Below are 23,212 nucleotides of genomic sequence, written 5' to 3'. Positions count from 1 at the left end.
TCGCCCTCCAGGAAATTGGGGAACAACATGCAACTGTGAAACTGAATCAAACCAATCTCGATTGACACGGGGAGTCATATCAGCTAGGAGCCACTTGAAGCGAAGCCCGTGGTGTTTTCCAGCACGCAGGCGTAACGAACTCCCGCCCTCTCCCCCAGCCCTCCCGCCATGCGGGAGAGGGGGGACCACCTGCGTAATTCCAACTTTGTCAGCAGCAGGACGATCAGGCCGGCATCGACTCCGACAGCCGGTTCTCGTCTGCATTGCCGTTCTCTTCATCCGGCCAGTTGCGGCCGACCATCCACTCGTACAGCGTGGGCAGCACGATCAGCGTCAGCATGGTGGCGGTGATCAGGCCGCCGATGATGACGATGGCGAGCGGGCGCTGCGTTTCCGAGCCGATGGCGCGCGAGATGGCCATCGGGAACAGGCCCAGCATGGCCAGCAACGCGGTCATCAGCACCGTGCGCAGGCGGTCCATCGAGCCAGTCAGCACGGCCTGGCGCACCGGCATGCCTTCGTCGCGCAGCTGGTTGAAGTAGGTCACCATCACCACGCCGTTGAGCACGGCCTGGCCGAATAGCGCGATAAAACCGATCGCAGCCGACACCGACAGCGGAATGCCGGTGATGAACAGCGCGAACACACCGCCGATCAGCGCGAACGGAATGTTCGAGATGATCAGGGTCGCGCTCTTGAACGACTTGAAGGCATTGAACAGCAGCAGGAAGATCACCAGCACCGACAGCGGCACCACGATCGACAGCCGCGCCATGGCGCGTTCCTGGTTCTCGAACTCGCCCGACCAGCTGATCTTGACGTCGTCGGCCTTGACGTTCTTGGCCACCAGCGCCTGCATGTCCTTCACCACGCTGCCCATGTCGCGGTCATGGATGAAGATGCCGATGGACGTGGTGCGCTGCCCGTTCTCGCGGCTGATGTTCATCGCGCCGGAAGCCGCGCGGAAGTGCACCAGTTGCGACAGCGGCACCTGTGCGCCGTCCGCCGTCTGCAAGAAGATATTCGGCAGGTTTGGCAGCTGGCGCTCGTTAGGCTTGAGGCGCACCGCCACGCTGAAGTGCTTCTCGCCCTCCCACAGCTCGGTGGCTGCCTTGCCGGCCAGCGCGGTCTCCATCAGGTCCTGCACGTCTCCCACGTTGATACCGTAGCGGGCAGCCTGGGCGCGGTCGAAGTCCAGCACATACTGCGGCAGCTCGCCGTCGCGGTCGATAAAGGCGCGCATCACGCCCTGGACCGATTGCACGTTGGCGAGGATCTGGTCGGCCACGCGCTTGTTCTGCTGCAAGCTGTCGCTCTGCACCTTGATCACGATCTGGCCCTTGATCTGGGAGATGCTCTCAAGAATGTTGTCGCGCACCGGCTGCGAGAAATTAGGCTCGATGCCGGGCAGCTGGCGCAGGTTGGCGTTGATCTCGTTGATGATCTTGCGCTTGTCGTAGCCCGCGCGCCATTGCTTGTCGTTCTTCAGGTCGACCAGGATTTCAACGGTGTTGATCAGCTTGGGATCGGTGCCGTCATCCGGGCGGCCCACCTTGGAGATGGTGGTATTGACCTCGGGCGTCTTGCGAATCACACCACGCAGGCGGCGAGCCTGGTCGCGCGCTTCGTCGATGGACACTGAAGCGGGCAGGTCGAAGCTGACCCACATCGAGCCTTCATCCAGCTCCGGCAGGAACTCGCTGCCAAGGAACTTGCCCACGCCAACCGTTGCCACCAGCAGGCCAAGGGCGATGCCCACCACGGTGCGCTTGTGGTCCAGCGCCCAGGCCAGCATCGGCTCGTAGAGGCGCTTGCTATGGCGCACCATGAAGTTGTCTTCATGCGCGATGTTCTTGGTCAGCAGCAGATGGCACAGCAGCGGCACCAGCGTCAGCGAGATGATCAGCGAGCCGACCAGCGCACCCGTCACGGTATAGGCCATGGGCGCGAAGATCTTGCCCTCGTGGCGCTGCAGCGTAAAGATCGGGATGTGCGCGGCGATGATGATGATCATCGAGAACACGGTCGGGCGGCCCACTTCGGTGGTGGCCTGCAGGATGGCGTGCATGCGCGCGCGGCTGTCCTTGATCTGGGCTTCCTTCAGCTCGCCCAGCCGCTTGAAGATGTTCTCCACCACGATCACCGCGCCGTCCACGATGATGCCGAAGTCCATCGCGCCCAGCGACAGCAGGTTGGCGGGAATGCCCACCCAGGTCAGGCCGATGAACGTGGACAGCAGCGCCAGCGGAATCACGATCGCCACGATGGCCGCGGCGCGCACATTGGCCAGGAACAGGTACAGCACGGCCATCACCAGCAACGCGCCCTCGACCAGGTTGCCGAATACCGTATGCAGGGTCTTGTCGATCAGCGTGGAGCGGTCATAGTAGGGCACGATCTTCACGCCCTTGGGCAGGATCGAGCTGTCCAGCAGGTCGATCCTCTTCTTGAGCGCTTCAAGCACAAGCGAGGGGTTTTCGCCCTTGCGCATCACCACGATGCCCGAGACGATATCGTCCTCGTCGTCCTGGCCCATCAGGCCCTGGGGCGGCGCGGAGCCGGTCCGGATCTCGGCAATGTCCTTGACCAGGATCGGCGTGCCATTGACTTCCGACACCACCACATCGGCGATATCGGCCGAGGTACGGAAGCTGCCCAGCGAGCGCAGCAGGAATTGCTGGCGCCCGTTGGCCACGGCGCCGCCGCCGGCGTTGGAGTTGGCGCGCTGCAGGGCGGTAAAGAGTTGCGCGAGCGAGATCTTGGCGTCGCGCATCTTCGCCAGGTTGGGGTTCACCTCGTACTGCTTGATGGTGCCGCCAATGGTGACAAGGTCGGCCACGCCCGGGACCTGGCGCAGGTTCTTCTCCACCACCCAGTCCTGCAGCGTGCGCAGTTCCTGCGCGCTGTAGCCCTTGCCGGTCAGGCGAAAGCGGAAGATCTCGCCGATGGCGGTGGACAGCGGCGCCAGCTCCGGCTGCACGCCGTCGGGCAGGTCCACCCCGCGCAGGCGCTCGATCACCTGCTGGCGGGCCACCACGTCGGTGGCCTTGTCATTGAAGGTGACCATCAGGAAGGACAGGCCGAACTGGGTGTGCGAGAACACCCGCACGGAGTTCGGCGTGCCGGCCAGCGCGGTCTCGATCGGGATCGTGACCTGGCGCTCGACTTCCTCGGCAGCGCGGCCCGGGTACAGCGTAATGACGTTGACCTGGATGTCGGAGACATCCGGGAAGGCTTCGATCGGCAGGTTCTTGAAGGCCGCAAGGCCACCCCCGATGAAGATGGCAAGGCCGAGCCAGACGAACAGCTTCTGGTGCAGGGCAAAATGGACGATGCGCGAAATCATGTGGCGGTCTTCCTCACTGCTTCGCGCTGGCGCTGCTGGCTTCGCTCGCGCGCGCCGCGTTGACCGCGGTGGCATCTCGCAGGATGTCCTGCAGGTACAGGTTGCCGTCGGTCACCACCACGTCGCCATCCTTGAGCCCTTCCACCGCCTCGGCCATGCCGGGCAGCGACACGCCCAGCTTGATCTGCTTGCGCTCGAAGCGGTTCTGCGCCGTGCGCACGAACACAAAGTGGTGATTCTCGGCCAGGAACACGGCCTTGGACGGCACCGCGATGCCCTGGAAGGAGGCGGCCTGCAGCTTGGCGGTGACGAACATCTCCGCCTTCAGGCGACGATCCTGGTTGGACACGGACAAGCGCACCTTGATGCTGCGCGCGGCAGGATCCACGTAATCGGCCACCTTGATCACCTTGCCGGCGAAGGTCTCGCCGGGATAGGCGGCCGAGACCAGTTGGACGGTCACGCCGGGCTTGAACAGGGCGATGTCGGCCTCGGCCGCGTCGACCTGCGCCCACAGTTCGCCGGGATCGGTCACCAGGAACAGCGGCGCGGTGGGCGGCTGGTCAGGGCGCAGCTCCATGCCGTTATTGATATTGCGCTCCACCACCAGGCCGTCGATCGGCGTGCGCAAGGCAAAGCGGTTGCTCGCGCCCTCGCCCTGCGCGCCGGCGCCGTACTGGCGCAAGGCTGCCTGGGTGCGCTGCAGGTCGGCATTGGCCCGGGCGGCATCGGCCTGGGTCTGCTCCAGGTCCTTTTGCGCCACGACGCCGGCACCGTACAGCTCGCGCTGGCGGGCCAGCGCCTTGCCGGCATAGGCGGCGTCGGCCGCGGCCTTGCGGGCGTCGGCCTGGGCCACGCCGAAATCGGTCGAGGTCAGCATGGCCAGCGCCTGCCCTGCCTTGACGTTGGTTCCCGGCTGCACCAGCACCTCGGTCACGCGCCCGGCGAACGGCGTCGACACGCGCACGGTGCGGTCTTCGTTCCAGACCAGGCGGCCCGGCAAGCTCAGCATGCGCTCGCCGCCGCTCTTGACGGTCTCGCCCACGATGCCGGGCAGGGTCCGCACGGTGGCCGGGAATTCAACGGTGTTGCCGCTGACCTTGGGTTCGTCGCTGGGGGGCGGGGCTTCCTTCTTGCCGCAGGCGGCGAGCGCCAGCGCGACCAGCGAAAACGCGACCAGCCGGGCGGCGACGCCATGGCGGGCCGCGGCACGTACGGGGGACATCGAAGCAGGCGTAGCAGTCATCGGGACGGACATCGGAGCAGACACGGAATTAAGGACGCGGTACATCGGGGCGAGCCTGGGAATTGGGTGAGGACTGCAGGGCGGCGCGGTAAGCCGACAGGGATTTGGCGAAATCGCCTTGCGCGTTGACCGCATCCAGGCGCGTCTGGCGCAAGGCCCGGCGCGCATCGAGCAGCTCCAGCACGCTGCTGGCGCCCTTGGAGTAGGCAAACTCGGCGCTGCCGGCGACGCTCTCGGCGGTCGGCACCACGCCTTCCACCATCTGCTTGAGCGACAGGCGCGCGGCTTCGAGCTGGTTGCGCGAGCGCTCCAGCTCATTTTGCGCCTCGAGCAGCACACGGTTGCGCTCATCCAGCGCGGCGTAGTAATCGACCTCGGCGCGGCGGGCTTCGCCGCCAAAGCTGTGGCGCACGTAGAGCGGGATCGACACGAACACGCCGAAGCTGTTGCCGTTGCCGTTCTGGTTGGCGGCGGAAGCGGGATAGTGCTCGGCCTGCGCGCCCACGGTGACATCCGGCACGCGCCCGGCGCGGGCCAGGTCGCGCGCGCTGGCGGCGGCGGCCAGGCGGGCTTCGGCCGCGGCCACGTCCGCGCGGCGCTGCACGGTGTCGGCGTCGGGTTCGGGCACCGGCACGTCCAGGGCGGGCCAGTCGGGCGTCAGGCGGTTTTCGGCCAGCGTGCCGGGCACGCCGATGGCTTGCGCCAGCGCGGCCTTGTCGCTGGCATGGTCGGCCATGGCGCTGCGCAGGTCGGCTTGCGCGCGCAGCACATCGAGCTGCAGCTTGGCCACATCGGCGCGCGACACGTCGCCCGCCTTCAGGCGGGCATCATTGGCCTGCTGGGTGCGGCCGTAGAGCGCCAGCGTCTCATTGAGCACGGCAACCCGTTCCTGGCTCACCAGTGCCTCATAGAATGCCTGGTCCACCAGGCTCGCCTGCTGGGTGATCACCGCCTGCAGCACTTCACCGGCGGCGCGGCTGGCGGCTTGCGCCGTATCCACGCGCAAGCCGCCCTTGTTGGCGGTCTCGATCACCTGGTCCACGCGCAGGGTGGAATCCACCGTCTTGCTGCGCGGGCCGCCCGAGTTGAAGCCTGCATGCGGGTTGATATTGGCCACGCCCAGGCTGAGCACGGGGTTGGGCCGCTGCGACGCAATCTGGATATCGGCCTGGCTGGCTTCCACATTGCGCCGCGCCGCGATGATGTCGCGGTTGCAGCGTACGGCATCCACCCGCACCTGGGCGAGAGTCACGACAGCTTTGGACGGCGGCGCCACGCAGGGGCCGTCCATCGGCAAGGGTGCGCTTTGCGGCACATTCGAGCCCGCCGCGGCAGCGCCTGCGAGGACACCGAGGAGGCTTAGCAGCAGAAAACGAGGAATGGAAAAAGGCACGATCAATCTGGCTCGGGTTCGACTTAAGAGTGCGGTAAACGACCATGCCCGCCGATCGGTGCACCGAGTCAGCGAATATTCACGCATCTCCTTGGAACCCGACGTGTACATGCCGGTATCCGGCAACGGCGAACGATCTCACGAGCGCATTCAAACCGAACCGCATTACAAATGCCTTTCACGCAGCCAACAAATTTGGTGAAAACCCCTCGAACGCCCCCGTTTCGAGGGAAAACCCTGACAAACAGTTGCTTTCATGACAAAACGAAGCGGCCCGCAGGCGGGCTGCCAAAGCCACACGTATCATTACGCGCTTCGCGCCTTTTGCCCCTGCCCAATGCCGGCCTCGGGCGTTATCAATCACCCCGCATGCACGTCGTTGCCGTTAGAGACGTCTCCCGTATTCCATGCCTGACCATTCCCTGCTGCCGTCTTTGCTGTCCGCCCTGTTGATCTTTGGCCTGGGCAGCGCGCTGGGCGCCGTGGGCGGGCTGTTCGGCATCGGCGGCGGGCTGATTGCCATTCCCGCGCTGGGCCTGCTCTATGGCATGGACCAGCAGCTGGCGCAGGGCACCGCCCTGGTGATGATCGCGCCCAATGTGCTGATCGGCTTCTGGCAATACCGCCGGCGCGCCGACATCGCGCTGCGCACGGCCGTCGTCCTCGGGCTGTCGGCGGTACTGGCGACTTATGCCTCGGCGCGCCTGGCCACCGCCATCGACGCCGTGTTGCTGCGCCGCATCTTTGCCTGCTTCATGATTGGCCTGGCACTCTATTTCCTCTGGCGGCTGCTGCCCGGGCGCGCCGCCACGGCGCAGCAGGCCCGCCTGTCACCGCGCTGGATTCCGGCGCTGGGCGTGGTCGGCGGCGCGTTCTCGGGCTTTTTCAGCGTGGGCGGCGGCGTGGTGGCGGCGCCTGCCCTGGTCGGGCTGTTCGGGTTCCGGCAGGCGGCGGCGCAAGGCTTGGCGCTGGCACTGGTCACGCCCGGCGCGGTGGTGGCGCTGGCCACCTATGCCCACGCCGGCCATGTCGACTGGGCCAGCGGCATCCCGCTCTCCCTGGGCGGCATGCTGACCATCTCGTGGGGTGTGGCGCTCGCCCACCGCATGCCGGAGCGGCGGCTGCGCGCCGCGTTTGCCCTGTGCCTGATCGCCACCGCGGGCATCATGCTGGCTCGCGGCTAACCTTGAAGGCCAAGGCGCTTGTGCCACTGCGCCAGGGACTCGGACGGCCAGGTAGCGCAATGGACGTGGCCCCGCCCCTTGGGCACATCGACCCAGGGCGCGGCAAAATCCAGCGCGGCTTCCACCACCTCCGGCGGCTTGGGCAGCGGCGTATCGATGGCGCACGCCTGCGGATGCACCAGCTCCGGCCAGCGCGGATCCCAGAGCCATAGCGCACTGCCGCACTTCAGGCAGAAATGCCGCTCGGCCGGCGAGCGGCGCGCGCGCTTGCCCGGCTCGCGCATTACCGCGTGATAGATGCCGATATGCTTTTGGCCGCGAACCTTCAGCGTGGCGGCGTCACCGCCGAGGTTGATGGCATAGCCACCGCCGCCCGCCGTCTTGCGGCAGATCGAGCAGTGGCAATGCATGAACGGATAGGGCGAGTCGGACTCCAGGCTGAAGCTGACCGCACCGCAATGGCAGGAACCTTCGAGATGCATGGGATCTCCCGTGAGGACTGGGCGCCTTCATTCTAGACAGAATGTATTGACCTGCCCCCTCAATTGTGGCTCTGGGCCTCTGGTTTTACCCACCTCAAGCCTAATCCACGCCGCTTGAGGTGCGGCAGGTCAATACATTCTGTCTAGCCCGCTGACGCGGGGGTGTCTCTTTAGGGCGGGGTTTTCATGCTTCTAGCTGCTGTCGCGGCTGGGCGATGTTGGCCGTTTGGGAACGTGTGAGATGTCACTTTTCTTTACTCGTAAAGAAAAATAACCAAAAGAAAGCGATCCTTGCAGGAGGCTGGCTTATTGGGGTCACGTAGCCCGGTGGTTTCGTGGTCAGGCCCCGGGTTTTAATTGACTCGTGCCGTTACCGGTTTGAATGGCCACGATCCTGTTCATGATGCCGGTTTCGTGGTGAGGCCCCCGGTAGCGGAATTCCTGCCCATTCACACATCTGCCGGTACCGGTGCAAAGCGCCATGATATATCACGTCATGATGGTTTCGTGGTGGGGTGGACGCGGTGGTGAATGCCTCGGCATTATTTTTTCGGTGCCACCGCGCCCACGACGGAAACGGAACGCCTGCAACTTCGAGGCCAGTCACTCCGCGAGCGACAGACGGCTTGAGTTTCGTGGTGGTGGCTACCGGTGGGGGCCACCACGAATCCCCGGGCATTGGCAGCGTCGTGATGATCTAAACTGGTAACGGCACGAGGTCATTAGAACCCAGGGCCGTACGACGAAACCATTGGGATTCCCAATGACGCCACGCCAGCCTCCTGCAAGGATCGCTTTCTTTTGGTTACTTTTCTTTACGAGTAAAGAAAAGTGACATCTCACACGTTCTAAAACGGCCAACACCGCCCAGCCGCGACAGCAGCTAGAAGCGCTAAAACACCGCCCACTCGCGCTATTCTGCATCAGCAGCTAGAAGCATAAAAACCCCGCCCAGTAAGCGCCAAAACCCGCGTCAGCGGGCCACAAGCAATACACATCGCACACTTCCCCCAACCTACAATTCCTGCTCCAAGCTCAACAGACTTTGCGAACGAGTCAGCGGAACGGGATACTAGGAGGTGGCGCGCAGCCGGACGCTTACGTTCCCTATTGCGTCCCGTTATGCCCTCTTATGCGCTGCCTGCCGGCTCCTCCCAGTCGAAGCGCCAGATCGCCAGCAAGGCGAACAACGCGGCAAAGGCCAGCAACATACCGATCGGCACCAGTGCGGCCTGCAGCGGCAGCCCGCGCCAGGTCATCGCGTCCAGCCCGTCCACGGCCCAGCGCGTGGGCAAGGCCAGCGACGCCGATTGCAGCCATGACGGGAACAGGAAGGCCGGCACCCAGGCGCCGCCCAGCATCACCATCAGCAAGGTGGCAAAGATCGCCAGCCCGCGCGTGGCCGCCGGCGTGCGCCCGAGCGCCGCCACCAGCAGGCCGAAGCTGGCGGTGGTCAGGGCAAAGGCCACCGCCACCCCGGCAAAGCCGGCCACGCTGCCATCGATGCGCACGCCAAAGAATGCGATGGCGGCGCTGAAGATCAGCGCCATCAGGATCACGGCCGTGAGCGCGCCGCTGACGATGCGGCTGCCCAGCAGCAGCCCGCGCGACACCGGCGCGGCACGCAGGCGCTGCCACAGGCCAAGGCGGCGCATCAGCAGCAGCCACACGCCAGACTCGATGCCCATGAAGAGGATGAACTGCACGCCCATGCCGGCAAAGGCATGCGCGTAGCTGTTGTAGGGACGGCCGCCCTGCGCGCTGGCCGGCTGCTCGCGCGCCTCGAACGGCAGCCCCATCCGCATGCCGGGCAGGCCAGCCGCATCCGGGCCGCTCGCGGCGCGCGCCGCCTGCGCCCGTTGCACGCGCTCGATGCTGTCGACCATCGCAAGCACATCCTGGCGGTACGCGCCCGGGAGAGCCGGATTCGCTGCCATCGCGCCGCGCAGTGCGCCGAGCGGCCGGGCCGCATCCGGCCCGCTACTCATGGCCGCCTGCGATACCGCTTCCATCACGTGCTGGGTCAGCACGCCGCGCACCACCGCCAGCGCAAGCGCCTGCGAGGGATCGTAGCGCAACGTCAGCACCGGCTTGTCCCGTGCGCCGAACAGCGCGCCGGGCGCCGCCTCGCCGAATCCGCCCGGCAAGGTCACGGCCACCTGCACCTTGCCTTGCCGCACCGCGTCGTCGGCTGCACGTGCCGGCAGCTCGCGCAACAGCAATGCGGGATCCTGCCGCAGCGCCGCGACGATCTTCTGCGACAAGGGACTGTCATCGAGGTCGCTGAGCGCCACCGGGATGCGCGATGGTTTCTGCATGGCGGGGTTGAACAGGTAGCCGAAGAATGCTGCGATAGCGATGGGAGCGGCCACGCCCATGACGAGCGCCCGGCGATCCGAGAAATACAGCCGCAGGTCCGCGCGGACCAGTGCGAACAGGGCAGTCACTGCATTCGACGCGCTCATGCTCCGTCCCTCAGTTGCCGCCCGGTCAGGGCCAGGAACACGTCCTCCAGCGTGGCCCGGCTCGACGCCAGGTGCCGCACCGCATGGCCGCGGGTGGCCAGCCAGGCCATCACCGCGGGCACGGCGCACGCGAGATCGTCCACGCCGACGCTCAGCACTTCGCCGCTTTGCTGCGCGTGGCGTACGTGGTGCGCGGCGCAGTCGTGCGCCAGTTGCGCGGCGTCGAGTGCGCCGTCGACCGTGACCTGCAGCGTCTCGGCTACCGGCAGCCGGCCATAGAGGCCGGCCAGCGTGTCGCTGGCCACCACCTGTCCGTGGTCCATGATCACGATGCGGTCGCACAGGCGCTCGGCCTCTTCCATGTAGTGCGTGGTGTAGAGCAGCGCCTTGCCACGCTCGCGCAGCGCTTCCAGGCTGTCGAAGATGGCGTTGCGGCTTTGCGGGTCGACCCCGGTGGTGGGCTCGTCGAAGATCAGGATATCGGGATCGTGGACCAGCGCGCAGGCAATGTTCAGGCGGCGCTTCATGCCGCCGCTGAAATGCATGGGCTTGTCGCGCGCGCGGGCCGACAAACCCACCAGCGCCAACGCCTCGGACGTGCGCTCGCGCAGCAGCGAGCCCGACAGGCCGTAGAGCGCGCCGAACAACTCCAGGTTGGCGCGCGCAGGCAGTTCCTCATAGAGCGACAGTTCCTGGGGCACCAGCCCGATACGGCGCTTGAGCAGGTTCATGGCGCGCGCGTCGGCATCCTGGAGCGCGCGGCCGCCGATGAGGACGCGGCCGGCATCGGGGGCGACCAGGCCGCACAGCATCGCCACCGTGGTGCTCTTGCCAGCCCCGTTGGGTCCCAGCAGGCCGGTGATCTCGCCGCCCGCGGCGATGAAGGCAACCTCCTTCACTACCGCCCGCGTGCCATACGATTTGCCCAGGCCGATGGCTTCGAGCATGGTGCGCCCCTCTCGTGAAGACGCAGCGATTCTAGCCGAGGCGTGCGGCCCGAACACCAGCATCGCGTCCCCACGCAAGGGGGCCGGCTGGACAAGCCCTACCCGATGTGGCATAACTGACCGTGCTGCCTCCCAAAACGGCAGCGCGCTTGCCAGGATTTTCCACCCTTCATTCGAGACCGCATGCTCCTCGTCCCGCACCGCAACGCAGTCCGCCGCCATGCCATGCATGCGGTGGCGACGCGTGCATGCGCGGCCAAGGGCGGCGTGCGCTCGCTGCGCGCCACACCGGCCGCGGTCAACACCTATGGTTTCGCCGCCGTGCTTTTCCAGGCCGTGCGGGGAAACCAGGACACACCAGCCAGGTCCTGACTTTCCCCGCACGGCACTTTGCCTGAGGGCGCGCGTTGCGCCCCTTGTCCAATGTGCAACCTGGGAGAAAAGCCATGTCTTCGTCTTCGATCTATCACAAGACCCTCTGTGCGATCGGCACCGTCGCCGTCGTCTACTTTCTCATCAATCTCTGATTGAGCACGGGGCAACGGCTTAGCCGTTGCCCCGTCATGGCCCTGCACCCCTTTTTCCTGCCGCGGCGCGTTCGCGGCATTCACTTCGCACGCCTTCATCGCCATGGAGCTCACCAAGAATTTTGTCAAAGCCAAGCGCCCCTGCGCCGATGGCTACCGCTGGTTCGTCCGCAACCGCCAGGGCGGCAGCGACTACCAGCACCTGCTCGACGCCCTCGTCGATGCCGGCCGCGTTGACGACGCCTGCTGGCTGCTCACACAGTTCGGCCCCACCGACGCCGTGCTGGCCGTGGACGCCATCGACGCCGATGCCGTGGTCTTTGCCGGCTCGCTGGTGGTGCGCGGCAGCATCGACGTCGAGACCACGCTGCGCGCCGGCGGCAGCATCCAGGCCGGCGGCGGCATTCGCGCGGGCCGGGCCATCGTGGCCGGCGACAGCGTCGCGGCGTCCGGCGGCATTCACAGCGGCGGCGTGCTCGATGCCGGCGGCGATATCAAGGCCGCATGGGGAATCGACGTGCAGGAAGCAATCACCGGCGGCAGCAACCTCAAGGCCGGCTGGGATGTGCTGTGCGGCGGCAAGATCGCGCTCGCCGGCAGCGCGGTGGCCGGGCAGGACCTGGTTGGGCAAGCGGCCATTCACTGCGGCAAGAGCATTCGCGCCGGTGGTGTCATCGACGCGCGCCACACCGTGCGCGCCGGCCACGGCATCGAGTGTGGTGCTTCCATTCGCTGCGGCATGCATCTGGAAGCCGGCTGGGGCATCAAGGCGCTCGAGGCCATCGTGGCCGAATGCGCCATCAAGGCGGGCGAAGGCTTGCAGGCGGGCGACGAGATCCGCGCGGGCATTGGTTATGGCGTGTACGCCGGCCTGGATGTGAGGGTCGATGCCTGGCCGGCGAGTGCGAGGGTGCTGGCGGCGCGCAAGCCCGAAGGCCTGGTGAGCGGATGGTGGGAGGAACCTGCCATGCGCTGAGTTGCCAACGCCCGCCTCGCCCTTGTTCCTTCACCGTTTTCACCGTTCTCACCGTTCTCATCCATCCCCTGGGAGATAAAGCGATGTTCTACAAAGTCTTGCTGGTCCTGGCCTTCTTCATGGTCGTGGTGTTTGCCCTGGCACGGGGCTTCCAGCACATGCCGGCATAACAGCCGCGTCTCCAGGAGAACGACATGTCCATCATGGCGGCCATGGCGATTCCGTGGCTCGCGCGCAAGCTGGAACTGCGCATCGATGTCAGCCACCGTCCCGCCGAACTCGACCAGGAGTTCGGCTCCATCTACGGCCGCCTGCACCGGCCGGGCGACCGCCTGCACGGTATCCCGGCAATCGCCACCGACTCGCCGGAGCTGGTGATCCGCTACAGAGAGGCGGATGGCGAGTACTACGTCTATGTGGAGGACGTGGCACGCAAGCGCCTGGCCGGTTACACCGTCTTCAACCGCCTGATCGAGGTGGGACGGCGCGCCGACCGCTATCTGCGCGCTCCGCACTCCAAGTACGAGACGGCCTACCAGCGCCGCGGGCTGGCCACGGCGATTTATCGGTGGGGGCTCGATGCGGGCCTGTGCCTGATGACCGGCGCGCGGCAGTCCGCCGGCGCCAATGCCCTGTGGCATTCGCTGTCGAAAGACTATGTGCTGGGTTATGTGGATCTGCGCTATAAGACGCTGATCTATCTCGGGAAGGAGGTCAGCCGCGAAGTGCATGACGACCTGCATACGCGGATGGTCCTGCTGGGCAAGGGCTGGAGCATCGAGCGGCTGGCGGCGGCCACCGGCATGCTGTAAAGCCGCGCTGGCGCCGCTTGCGGGCTGCGTGAAAACCGGAATCGCCCGGGCTAATTGTTTCGCTCCGAAACAACTAGCCCGAGCGAATCGCTGAATTTTACGAAGTCGCATCTCAAGTTACAAATATGTTGCAACTTAGGCACTTCTCGCCTCTCCAGATTTCCTCGGATGCGTCGTAATCTTCAAACGTGCCAACCGGCGCTGCAACCCAATAGGAAATCATGTCCGAACGCCTCATCATGCTTGACGTCCCCGGTGTCCTCTACTCGAGCCGCTCCGAGGCTCGGCTGGGCGGAATTCCCGATACCGGCACCCTGCGCGACGTCCGCTTCTTCGATCCCGTCGCGCTCGGTTTCGTGCGCCGCCTGTTCGGCCTGGCCGGTGCCCGCGTGGTGGTATCCGAGGCATGGCGCCGTGGCGTTCCCGCCGCCATCCTGCAGCAGCTTGACCTGCAGGTGGAGGGCATGACCCCCGACGTGCCCGGCGGCCACGCTGCGCGCATCGCGGCCTACTTTGCGCGCCGCCCGGCACCGCAGGCCTTTGCCATCCTGACCTGCGACACGGCGTCGATGCAAGATCCGCAATACGCGCACCTGCTGCCGCATGTGGTCAGCGTGAATCCGGCCGAGGGCCTGACGCCGGCCAACTTCAAGCAGGCGCTGGACATGCTCGGCGTGGCATGCCCGTCCACCCTGTGTCTCGACACGCGGCCCGACGCACGCGTGGAAGCCCGGCTGGAGCGGCTGCGCCGCCTGGCCAAGGAAGCGCCTGCGCGCTTCGGCGCGGGCACCGTTGCCGCGCCGCTGCTGCAAGACGTGCCAACGCTCGCGTTGCCGGCGCGGCGCACTGAAAAGATGCTGGCGCACGCCTGATACGCTGCACGCCAGTGCAAGCCGGCCCCGGCCGCGGCGCGCCTGTTCGGCGCGTAGCGGCCGGGGCCGGCTTGGCTTTCAGGCCGCCTGGCTACCCGCTTTTTGACTGAACACCAGCACCAGCCCAAGCACGATCGCCACCATGCCCGCCAGGCTCAGCGCGGCAAGGCGATTGCCCAGGAACAGGTAATCCATCAGCGCGGTCACGGCCGGCACCAGGTAGAACAGGCTGGTGACGTTGACCAGGTTGCCCGCCTGGATCAACCGGTACAGCAGCAGCGTGGCGCCCACCGAAATCACCAGCGACAGCCATCCCAGCGACAGCGCGAAGCCCGCCGTGGGCGCCACCGCCATCGGCTGGAACGGCACGAACAGCAGGCACAGCGCCAGGCCCGCGCCGTACTGCAGAGGCATCACATCGAGCGGTGCCTGCCGGATGCGCTTTTGCAGGATGGCGCCAATCGTCATGCACGCCAGCGCGGCGAGCGCAAAGCCCATGCCCAGCGGCGAGATGCGCGCCAGCCCGATGCCCTGGTAGACCACCAGCACCAGCCCGCACAATGCCACCGCAAGCCCGGCCAGCCGGCGCGCGGAAAAGCGCCGCTCCACCAGCAGCAAGGTCAGGATGGGCTGCACGCCCAGCAACGTGGCCAGCACGCCTGGCGTGATGCCGCGCGCCAGCGCCAGCAGGTAGATGATCGAATACGCACCGGTCAGCAGCAGCCCGGCGCAGACCACCTGCAAGCGCGTGCCGGACTGCGGCAACCAGCGCCGCCGCCATGCCGCGAGTGCCAGCAGCACGGCCAGCGCCAGCGCAAAGCGCGCGGCCAGCAAGGCAAAGGCAGAAGCGTATTCCAGCCCGAGGCGCGCAAAGATGGCGCCGCTGCTCCATAGCAGCACGAAGAGCGTGGTCGGGCCATGCGCGCTCAGTGCGGTTTTGTTCAAAGCCATGAGTTTCACCTGTCACGGTAATCCGGAGAAACAATCCGGAAACCCCGGCGCGCCCCGGCACACAGACACCGCGCGGGGGCGAACGCCCCCTGGCATCAGGCAGGGACCAGCCGAAGAAGGAAAATGCCGAAAAAAAGACGGGCCGAAGTTCAGCCCAGCACGGCTGGGGGCGGCGGCGCAAGGCCGGCCCGCGTGCGCGGCGGGGAAGTGACAGGCGGTGCGAACGATGCGAACAATGCGAAAGCGGCGCACGGCCGGACCGCACCCGTACGGGTCGCGATGGCGGCAAAGGCGTTGTGCGCAGCGTGATGCATGGGAATCCGCAAGAAAGGATGGGGGCGGGGAAACAAACACCCAGGTCCCGAAGGACTGCGTAACGTTACACTAGGCCAACGCACGTGGCAACGCTGTCAGGCTTGCCGGCGGCTCGCTGGCCTAGGCCACCGGCTCGCGATCCACCGCGAGCCGGCTGCCGACCGCGACCAGCCACATCGCCAGCAACGCCAGCCCCCACAGCACCAGCACCCGGCCCGCCGCCAGTTGCTCATCGACCAGGTAAGTGCTGCACAGCTGCGACTCCGCCTCCTGGTACAGCAAGCCCGCAGTCAGCATCATCCAGGTGCCGTTGATGACAAAGAAGCCCTGCAGCACGGGGCCGGCGGCCTGCCACGAGGCGCGCGCCAGCAGCCCCGCCAGCACCATGCTCGCCACCTTGGCCATGCCCATGGGGCCCGCAAGCGTGGCTTCGTCCAGCGCCACCGGCAGCATCCAGTAGCTGACAATGCACCACGCCGCCAGCAGGCCGGGCAGCCCCGCCGCGTTCCATGGAGCCAGCCAGGCCACCAGCCGCGGGCCGGCACAGCGCGCCGCCCACCAGCCGGCAAGTGCCAGCAACGGCAGTTCCAGGCCCATATGCCTGGCCATGCTCGCCTCCAGCCATGGGCGAAACAGCGCGGCCAAGGCCAGCAGCACGCCGGGCAGGCAGGCTTGCCAGCCGGGTGCAAGCCGCACCCTCACAGCCGGCTGCGCAGCACGTCGGCCAGCGCCAGGTCCGGCCGCTCCACGTCATAGGCAGCGGCCAGCCGGCCTTGCGCGTCGACCAGGAACAGCGCGGCGTTGTGCGAGTAGCCGCCCAGCCCATCGGGCAGCACGACGATGCCGAAGGCGTCGAGCAGGCCGCGCAAGCGCGCGGGCTCGGCCACCGTGGCGAAGGTCCAGATGGCAGGATCGGCGCGCAGCGTGCGCGCATAGGCCAGCAGCGCGGCGGGCGTGTCGCGGGCCGGGTCGAAGGAGAGCGTCAGCAGGCGCACGCGATCCTGCAGGCGGCGCTCGCGCAGTTGCTGCTGCAGCCAGGCCTGCCCCGACGCGCTGGTGCGGCAGATTGCCATGCATTGCGTATAGACGAAGGTCACCAGCGTGACGGGCAACTCGCTCTTGTCAATGCTCTTGTCAGTGCTCTTGCCCTGCGCAATGGGGCCGCCGAACGCGTGCTGCCGGCCCGCCTGGTCGAGCAATGCCAGCGCCGGCAACTCGCGCGGGGCGCGAGCCAGGTCCAGGCGCCGGGCGCCATCGGCGCTGACCGTGCGCAGGCCGCGCGTAGTGGCGAACACCGCCGCACCGGCCAACACCAGCACGAGCGCAACCATCGCCAGTGTCCTGCTCCATGCACGCGTCATGGCTTGGCGGCACCTCCCGCGGTCATGAATGCCTGCAGCGCCTCGCCGCCGTGCCAGGGCGCCTTCTGCGCGACGGAAGCCGCGCGCGCCGCCGCTACCTGCGCGGCCTCGACCGGCGCGGCGCCATTGCCCCACTGGCTACGGATATGCGTGGCCAGCGCCGCGATCTCCTGGTCGGAGAACTGCTCGCCAAAGGCCGGCATGGCGCCGTTGTAGGTGGAGCCAAGCACGTCCAGCGGGCCGGTCATGCCGTGCAGCAGGATCTGCGCGAGCCGGTCCGGATCGCCGTTGACCCATGGCGAGCCGGCCAGCGGCGGGAACACGCCGGCAATGCCCTGCCCGCTGGCCTGGTGGCAGGCCTGGCAATTGGCGGCGAACAATTGCTTGCCGTCGGCCACCCTGCCCTGCCCGGCGGGCGCGGCCAGCGCGGCCAGGTCGCGCCGGTCGCCCAGCGCGGCGCTGCCGTCGGCGCGCTCGATCAGGATGTAGCTGATGGCCCAGGCCAGCAGGCCGCACACCAGCGCCAGCACGATTTTTGGCACCGGGTTGTGCTGCTCGAACGGATCGGCGTTTTCTGTCTTATGGGCTTGCGAGGGCTTCATCTTGGCTGGCTGGCTTGCGCGCCGGCCGCGGGCGGCGTCGGCGAGCTGGAGGCGGATTGAGAAGAAGCGATCGCACCGAGCGGGTTGGAAGGTGCGATCGAAACGGATGCCAGCGTAGCGCGCCCCGGCGAGTGGCCGGTTGCGTCGGCCACGGCCGCCTGCTCCACCACCGGGTAGGTGTGGCGCAGGCCAATCAGGTAGGCCACCAGGTCCAGTGCCTGGGGCGTGGCTACCACCACCTTGCCGGGCGGCACCGTGCCGCCCGGCAGCGCGACCACCTTGTCGCTCTTGCTGAGGGCGCCTTCCGCCTTCAGCTCGAACAGGAACGGATAGCCCGGCATGATGCTGTCCGCCACATAGGCGCGCGGCTGGTAGAGATGGCCCAGGTGCCAGTCCGCGCTCGGCTGGCGCACGCCGATGTTGAACAGGTCCGGGCCGGTGCGCATGGTGCCGAGCAAGGGCGGGCTGTCATAGTGGTAGTCGGCCGCCACGGACGGACGGCCCCAGCCGCGCGCGCCGTCGGCACGCCCGGCGCCGGTGGAGCTGGGCTGCTGCGTATGGCAGGCGATGCAGCCGTTGGCGAGATACACCTCGCGCCCGCGCAGCTGCTCGCTGGTGTAGGGCGCCAGCGCCGCCGGCGCGGGCACATCCTTGAGCTGCAGGAAGGGCACCACGATCATGGCCGAAGTGGCGAGCGAGAGCGTGACCATGGCCCCGCCCACAAGTTTGAGTTCGTTTTCCATGTTCAGGCAGCCGCTTGGGAAACCATGCGATCGGTCTGCGCAAGCGCGGAAGGACGCAAGACCATCAAGGCAAAGTGGAAGGCAAAGACCAGGTGGCCGAGCGTCATCAGCGCGCCGCCCAGCGAGCGCCCCTGCAGCCAGGGCAGCGTGAGCGTCACCGATTCCATGAAGGGACGCGCCGGGTCCAGCAGCGCCAGGCCCTGCAGCACGCCGCCGATGCTCAGCGTGATGAGGTAGGTGGAGAAGCCCGCCACCACCAGCCAGAAATGCAGCGAGATCAGCGCGGGCCGGGGCCACGGCGCGTCGACGATGCGCGGCAGCGCGAAGTAGATGCCGCCGAAGATCACCATCGACACGAAGCCGTACATGCCCAGGTGCGCGTGCGCCACGGTGAAGTGCGTGAAGTGCGTGACCGCGTTGAGCGAGCGCAGCGCCTCGAACGAGCCCTGCACCGACGCCAGCGTGTACATGATGGCGCCGAACACGATGAAGCGCAGCGTGGCCGAGTGGCGCAGCGCGCCAAAATGCCCCTTGAGCGTCAGGTGCTGGTTCACCGAGAACGCGGTCACCGGGATGATCATCATCACGCTCTGCACGATCGACAGCGTGATCAGCCACGGCGGAATCGGGCCGCCGATCAGGTGGTGCGCGCCGACCTGGCCGTAGAAGAACGCCAGCGTCCAGAAGCCCAGCAGCGACAGGTTGTACGAGCGCACCGGCCGCCCGATCACCTTGGGCAGGAAGTAATAGACCGAGGCGAGCGACAGCGGCGTATAGAACAGACCCAGCACGTTGTGCCCAAACCACCAGTTCATGGTGGCCTGCTCCACGCCGAAATGCACGCCCGGGATCTTGGCCACCACATACAACACCGGGAACCAGAACAGCGCCGCGCCGATGTACCAGACCGACACGTACAGATGATGCACGCGGCGCTTTTGCAGCATGAACGCCAGCGGCAGGCCGATCAGCATCCCGCCCAGTGCGAACAGCAGGCCCACCTGCCACGGGATCTCCAGCCACTCCATGCCGGCATTGATGCCCACGGCAATGGCGCCCAGCCCCGCCACCAGCCCGGCATTCCAGACCAGCGCGCCGATTATGGCAAAGCGCCCGCCCAGCAGCGGCGTGCGCAGCAAGCGGGGCAGCATCCACAGCGTCAGCCCGAGCAGCCCCATCGGCGCCCAGCCATAGGCCACCGCGTTCAGGTGCAGCGTGCGCAGGCGGCCAAAGGAAAGCCAGGCCTGCTCGGTCAGCAGGTCGGGCATATGCAGCTTGAGTGAACTGAGCAGGCCGGCGGCGGACGCCACCACCAGCCAGACCACGGCGCAGCACAGCATCAGCAGGGCCGGCAGGGCGCTGGAGCGATCGGCCTCATGCCGCGCTGCCAGCTCCGCCTCGAGATCGGCGCGGGCCGCGGCGCTCGCGACAGGCGCCTCCCGGCTGGACGCCGCGCCCACCCAGAGCGCCTGGCGCTGCACCACGTCGCTCGACGGCTCCTCCGGCTGGCCGACCTCGCCGGGCGCGAAGATGGTGCGCGCACCGGCGGCTTCGAGATCGAACAAGCCCTTGCGCAACGACCAGATGAAAGCAAACAGGCCACCAACCGACAGCAGGAAGGTAGCTAACAACAGACTCGTGGGATCCATGGGTTTCCTTGCACTTCCCAGACGGCGCCGTGGCGGCCGTGGCTTACGTACAGAGAATGCTAAGGAGGCAAGGCCGGGCCGAACAGCATCAGATCGGACCAATACGACCGGATCAGAGGGATTCCGGCGTGACATGTTGCCGCAGCAAGTCCGCCGAAGCGGGATATTCTTACGCGCTGTGTCGCGCCTCGCGCGGATACGATACAGTTGCCGGAAATCAGACGCGCGCCAAACAGTGGATCATCGATGCCGCCCAGCAAGCCAGACACACCCCAATGCAAAGACGGGGAAGCCGCTCCCGGCACGCTCTACGAAATGCTGGCCGACGATATCGCGCAATCGATCCAGGCCGGCACGCTGCGGCCCGGCGACCGCCTGCCCTCCGTGCGCCAGGCCAGCGCCAGCCGCGGGCTCAGCCCCTCCACGGTGTTCCAGGCTTACTACCTGCTGGAGGCACGCGGCCTGATCATCGCGCGCCAGCGCTCCGGGTACTTCGTGGCAAGCACCAGCCGCGTGCTGCCGCCCGAGCCCGAGGCCGCGTCGCAACCGGCGGAAGACTCCACCGCGCTGAACGTCAGCGAACTGGTCTTCGACGTGCTGGCTTCGGCCAAGCAGCGCGAACTGGTGCCGCTCGGCTCCGCGTTTCCCAGCCCGCTGCTGTTTCCGCTGCCGCGCCTGGCCAAGTCCATGGCGGCGGTCGTCCAGCAGCTGGACCCATGGAGCTCGGTGGACGACATGACGCCGGGCAACGCCGGCCTGCGCCGCCAGATCGCGCTGCGCTACCTGATCGACGGGCTCACCGTGCACACGGACGAGATCGTCATCACCAACGGCGCGCTGGAAGCGCTGAACCTGTGCCTGGCGGCCGTCACGCGCCCGGGCGACGCGGTCATCATCGAGTCGCCCACCTTCTACGGCGCGCTGCAGGCTCTGGAGCGTCACGGCCTGCGCGCCATCGAAGTGCCCACGCATCCGCGCGAAGGCATCGAGCTCGACGCCCTGGCCCGCGCGCTGGAACGCCACCGCCCGAGCGCGTGCTGGCTGATGACCAATTTCCAGAATCCGCTGGGCAGCCTGATGCCCGACGACAAGAAGCGCGACCTGGTGCAGCTGCTGGCGCGGTTCGAAGTGCCGCTGATCGAGGACGACGTCTACGGCGAGCTGTACTTCGGCAACAAGCGCCCCACCCCGGCCAAGGCGTTCGACACGCAGGGGCTGGTAATGCACTGCGGATCGTTCTCGAAATGCCTGGCGCCGGGCTACCGGATCGGCTGGGCCGCGCCCGGACGCTTCGCGCGCGAAGTGGCGCGCGCCAAGCTGACAAGCACGCTGACGGTAGCGGCGCCGACGCAAGCCGCTATCCTTAACTACCTGGAGAAGGGTGGCTACGACCGTCACCTGCGGCAGTTGCGCCAGGCGCTGATGCAGCGGCAGGACGTCTTCGCGCAGGCCATCGCGCGGCACTTCCCGCCGGGCACGCGGGCCACGCGGCCGGCTGGGGGTTACTTCCTGTGGATCGAAATGCCGCCCGGCACCGACAGCCTTGCGCTGCACCGCTACGCCCTCTCGCATGGCATCAGCATCGCGCCCGGCCCGATTTTTTCCGCGCATGGCGGCTTCCGGCATTGCCTGCGCATCAACTGCGGCCACGATTTCGACGACAGGACCGACGCCGCGCTCGCCACGCTGGGCCGCCTGGCCAGGCTGACGATGCAATAAGGGCAGCACCGCACCTGCCTTACAATGCGCGGCCCAATGGAGAACACAAAATGGAATCCCGCCTGACCGAACTAGAAATCAAGGTTGCCTTCCAGGACGACCTGCTCGACACGCTCAATCTCGCCGTGGCGCGCCAGCAGCGGCAGATCGACCTGCTCCAGGAACAGCTCCAGGCCCTCTACCAGCAGATGCGCTCCAGCGGCACGGGCGGCGGCGACAACGGCCCCCAGCACGAACTCCCGCCACATTATTGATAGTGCGCACGGCCCGCAGCCCGACTGAACAATTGAACGAAGCCGGCGCGGTTGCGGTCAGAAGGGATAACGCGCAAGACGCCAACCTGGAGGCACCGCAGCATGCCGACGACGCAACGCCGCACCCGGCCCCGCAAATCCCTGACAACGCTCAAAGCCGCCGCCGGCGCCGGCGCGCTTGCCATGCTGGGCGCCGCCAGCGCCTGGGCCGGCTATAACGTCTGGACCGGCGACTACACATTCTCCCGCCAGGAACTGCAGGACGCCGTCGACAAACGTTTCCCCGCAAGATTGCGCTACGCCCAGGTGCTCGACGTCCAGCTGACGCATCCGCGCCTGCTGCTCGACGAAGCCAACAACCGCGTGACCACCCAGGTGGATGCGCAGGTCAGCAACACCTTGCTGCCCGCGCCACCGATCAACGGCACGCTTTCACTGAGCAGCGGACTCAAATACGACCCGGCCAAACGCGCCGTGCTGCTCGACAATCCTTCCGTCGAACGGGTCCAGGTCGCCGGCATGCCGGCGCAATATGGCGAGCAACTGAACGCAATCGGCGCGGTCGTGGCGCAGCAACTGCTGCGCGATTACCCGCTTTACACGTTCAAGCCGGAAGAATTGCACGTTGCCGGCAAGGATGTGGAGCCGGGCGCCATTACCGTGCTGGCCGATGGCATCAAAGTCCAGGTCAATACGCGTTAAACGCAATACGTCCCCCCTATTTGCATCAAACACCGATGCCGTCGCCGTGCAAGACATGTTGTATCCGCGCACGCATTCATACCAGAAATTCGCCCGGTAAATTCACGTCGCGCGAGTAATGTCGCGCGACCGGTTATACTCCGCGCTCCACAACTAACGGGTAAATACAAATGGCCGTAGCAAAGAAAGTCGCAACCAGCGCAGCAGCAAAGACCAAGCCGGCAGCCGCCAAGAAGGCAGCAGTTCCGGCAAAGAAGGCCAGCGTGCTGGCTCGCGAACTGGCCGCTGCAAAGAAGGGTCTGCTGAAGCTGCGCACTGATGCAAAGAAGGCGATCGAAGCTGCAAAGCGCGAAATCAAGGCCGCTGCTGAAGCCGCCAAGAAGGCCGTGCTGGCTGAGAAGCAAGCCGCCAAGGAAAAGCTGGCTGCACAAAAGGCCAAGGCCAAGCCGGCTGCGAAGAAGCCGGTGGTGAAGGCCGCCGTGGCGAAGAAGGCTGCAAAGCCGGCAGCCGCCAAGAAGGCAGCAGCTCCCAAGGCAGCTGCTCCGAAGGCAGCCGCACCGAAGAAGGCCGTCGTGAAGGCAGCCCGCAAGCCGGCAGCTCCGAAGAAGGCCGTGGCCGTCAAGGTCGAGGCAGAAGCGCCTGTCGCCGCGAAGTAAATCGCGCGAG

At 66.7% G+C, this 23,212-nt stretch carries 21 protein-coding genes; 9 read left to right on the top strand and 12 right to left on the bottom strand.

The annotated features are described in order from the left end of the window. Positions 1–223 precede the first annotated feature (223 nt). The 3 genes from ACYP5B_RS28165 to ACYP5B_RS28155 are packed head-to-tail and all read right to left on the bottom strand — an operon-like array spanning position 224 to position 5,883. Entirely contained in the window at positions 224–3,346 is a 3,123-nt protein-coding gene (locus tag ACYP5B_RS28165; RefSeq protein ID WP_459571894.1) for an efflux RND transporter permease subunit, read from the bottom strand. 13 nt (positions 3,347–3,359) lie between these two features. After that, positions 3,360–4,571 carry an efflux RND transporter periplasmic adaptor subunit gene (locus tag ACYP5B_RS28160; protein ID WP_459571893.1) on the bottom strand — a complete coding sequence of 404 codons (1,212 nt, stop codon included), beginning with the start codon at positions 4,569–4,571 and terminating at the stop codon, positions 3,360–3,362. A 49-nt stretch (positions 4,572–4,620) separates the two neighbouring features. Next, entirely contained in the window at positions 4,621–5,883 is a 1,263-nt protein-coding gene (locus tag ACYP5B_RS28155) for a TolC family protein (RefSeq protein WP_459571891.1), read from the bottom strand. A gap of 509 nt (positions 5,884–6,392) precedes the next feature. Between ACYP5B_RS28155 and ACYP5B_RS28150 the strand changes: the two genes are divergently transcribed. After that, positions 6,393–7,169: a sulfite exporter TauE/SafE family protein gene (locus ACYP5B_RS28150; protein ID WP_318238485.1), complete on the top strand. Its 777-nt coding sequence runs from the start codon at positions 6,393–6,395 to the stop codon at positions 7,167–7,169. On the opposite strand, the gene ACYP5B_RS28145 is transcribed toward ACYP5B_RS28150, so the two are convergent. From ACYP5B_RS28145 to ACYP5B_RS28135, 3 genes are all read right to left on the bottom strand, one after another. Next, positions 7,166–7,651, bottom strand: a complete 486-nt coding sequence (locus ACYP5B_RS28145) for a GFA family protein (RefSeq protein ID WP_318238484.1) — start codon at positions 7,649–7,651, stop codon at positions 7,166–7,168. The genes ACYP5B_RS28150 and ACYP5B_RS28145 overlap by 4 nt on opposite strands. Before the next feature lie 1,130 nt (positions 7,652–8,781). Continuing rightward, complete coding sequence (locus ACYP5B_RS28140) at positions 8,782–10,116, bottom strand: ABC transporter permease (protein ID WP_459571890.1); 1,335 nt, start codon at positions 10,114–10,116, stop codon at positions 8,782–8,784. After that, positions 10,113–11,063: an ABC transporter ATP-binding protein gene (locus ACYP5B_RS28135; RefSeq protein WP_459571889.1), complete on the bottom strand. Its 951-nt coding sequence runs from the start codon at positions 11,061–11,063 to the stop codon at positions 10,113–10,115. The genes ACYP5B_RS28140 and ACYP5B_RS28135 overlap by 4 nt, the downstream gene beginning before the upstream one ends. 183 nt (positions 11,064–11,246) lie before the next feature. Between ACYP5B_RS28135 and ACYP5B_RS28130 the strand changes: the two genes are divergently transcribed. From ACYP5B_RS28130 to ACYP5B_RS28115, 4 genes are all read left to right on the top strand, one after another. Further along, a complete protein-coding gene (locus ACYP5B_RS28130) occupies positions 11,247–11,435 on the top strand; it encodes a hypothetical protein (RefSeq protein ID WP_174423822.1) in 189 nt (62 codons plus the stop codon). Positions 11,436–11,693: 258 nt separating this feature from the next. Then, on the top strand, positions 11,694–12,566 hold the full coding sequence (locus ACYP5B_RS28125; protein ID WP_459571888.1) for a hypothetical protein: 873 nt from the start codon (positions 11,694–11,696) through the stop codon (positions 12,564–12,566). Positions 12,567–12,760: 194 nt separating this feature from the next. Further along, positions 12,761–13,378, top strand: coding sequence for an N-acetyltransferase (locus tag ACYP5B_RS28120; RefSeq protein WP_459571887.1), 618 nt, complete (start codon positions 12,761–12,763; stop codon positions 13,376–13,378). A gap of 221 nt (positions 13,379–13,599) precedes the next feature. Beyond that, a complete protein-coding gene (locus tag ACYP5B_RS28115) occupies positions 13,600–14,250 on the top strand; it encodes an HAD domain-containing protein (RefSeq protein ID WP_400099151.1) in 651 nt (216 codons plus the stop codon). 78 nt (positions 14,251–14,328) lie between these two features. Here the strand turns inward: ACYP5B_RS28115 and ACYP5B_RS28110 are convergent, their stop codons facing one another. The 6 genes from ACYP5B_RS28110 to ACYP5B_RS28085 form a co-directional block, all read right to left on the bottom strand. After that, positions 14,329–15,201: a DMT family transporter gene (locus ACYP5B_RS28110; RefSeq protein WP_459571886.1), complete on the bottom strand. Its 873-nt coding sequence runs from the start codon at positions 15,199–15,201 to the stop codon at positions 14,329–14,331. Positions 15,202–15,636: 435 nt separating this feature from the next. After that, positions 15,637–16,218 carry a hypothetical protein gene (locus tag ACYP5B_RS28105; RefSeq protein WP_459571885.1) on the bottom strand — a complete coding sequence of 194 codons (582 nt, stop codon included), beginning with the start codon at positions 16,216–16,218 and terminating at the stop codon, positions 15,637–15,639. Then, on the bottom strand, positions 16,215–16,847 hold the full coding sequence (locus tag ACYP5B_RS28100) for an SCO family protein (protein ID WP_459571884.1): 633 nt from the start codon (positions 16,845–16,847) through the stop codon (positions 16,215–16,217). Before ACYP5B_RS28100 ends, ACYP5B_RS28105 begins: the two co-directional genes overlap by 4 nt. A 26-nt stretch (positions 16,848–16,873) precedes the next feature. Then, positions 16,874–17,479 carry a c-type cytochrome gene (locus ACYP5B_RS28095; protein WP_459571883.1) on the bottom strand — a complete coding sequence of 202 codons (606 nt, stop codon included), beginning with the start codon at positions 17,477–17,479 and terminating at the stop codon, positions 16,874–16,876. After that, on the bottom strand, positions 17,476–18,222 hold the full coding sequence (locus tag ACYP5B_RS28090) for a cbb3-type cytochrome c oxidase subunit II (RefSeq protein ID WP_459571882.1): 747 nt from the start codon (positions 18,220–18,222) through the stop codon (positions 17,476–17,478). The genes ACYP5B_RS28095 and ACYP5B_RS28090 overlap by 4 nt, the downstream gene beginning before the upstream one ends. A 2-nt stretch (positions 18,223–18,224) precedes the next feature. Beyond that, positions 18,225–19,871: a cbb3-type cytochrome c oxidase subunit I gene (locus ACYP5B_RS28085; RefSeq protein WP_459571881.1), complete on the bottom strand. Its 1,647-nt coding sequence runs from the start codon at positions 19,869–19,871 to the stop codon at positions 18,225–18,227. Positions 19,872–20,117: 246 nt separating this feature from the next. On the opposite strand from ACYP5B_RS28085, the gene ACYP5B_RS28080 reads away from it, so the two are divergent. From ACYP5B_RS28080 to ACYP5B_RS28065, 4 genes are all read left to right on the top strand, one after another. Continuing rightward, complete coding sequence (locus tag ACYP5B_RS28080; protein WP_459571880.1) at positions 20,118–21,590, top strand: aminotransferase-like domain-containing protein; 1,473 nt, start codon at positions 20,118–20,120, stop codon at positions 21,588–21,590. A gap of 50 nt (positions 21,591–21,640) precedes the next feature. Continuing rightward, a complete protein-coding gene (locus ACYP5B_RS28075; RefSeq protein ID WP_459571879.1) occupies positions 21,641–21,844 on the top strand; it encodes a SlyX family protein in 204 nt (67 codons plus the stop codon). A gap of 183 nt (positions 21,845–22,027) precedes the next feature. Beyond that, positions 22,028–22,546 carry a DUF1439 domain-containing protein gene (locus tag ACYP5B_RS28070; protein ID WP_459571896.1) on the top strand — a complete coding sequence of 173 codons (519 nt, stop codon included), beginning with the start codon at positions 22,028–22,030 and terminating at the stop codon, positions 22,544–22,546. A 170-nt stretch (positions 22,547–22,716) separates the two neighbouring features. Further along, on the top strand, positions 22,717–23,202 hold the full coding sequence (locus ACYP5B_RS28065; protein WP_459571878.1) for a fumarate hydratase: 486 nt from the start codon (positions 22,717–22,719) through the stop codon (positions 23,200–23,202). Positions 23,203–23,212 lie beyond the last annotated feature (10 nt).

This window comes from Cupriavidus sp. 8B (genome assembly GCF_054589115.1).
This window is presented reverse-complemented; position numbering and strand designations above follow the sequence as displayed.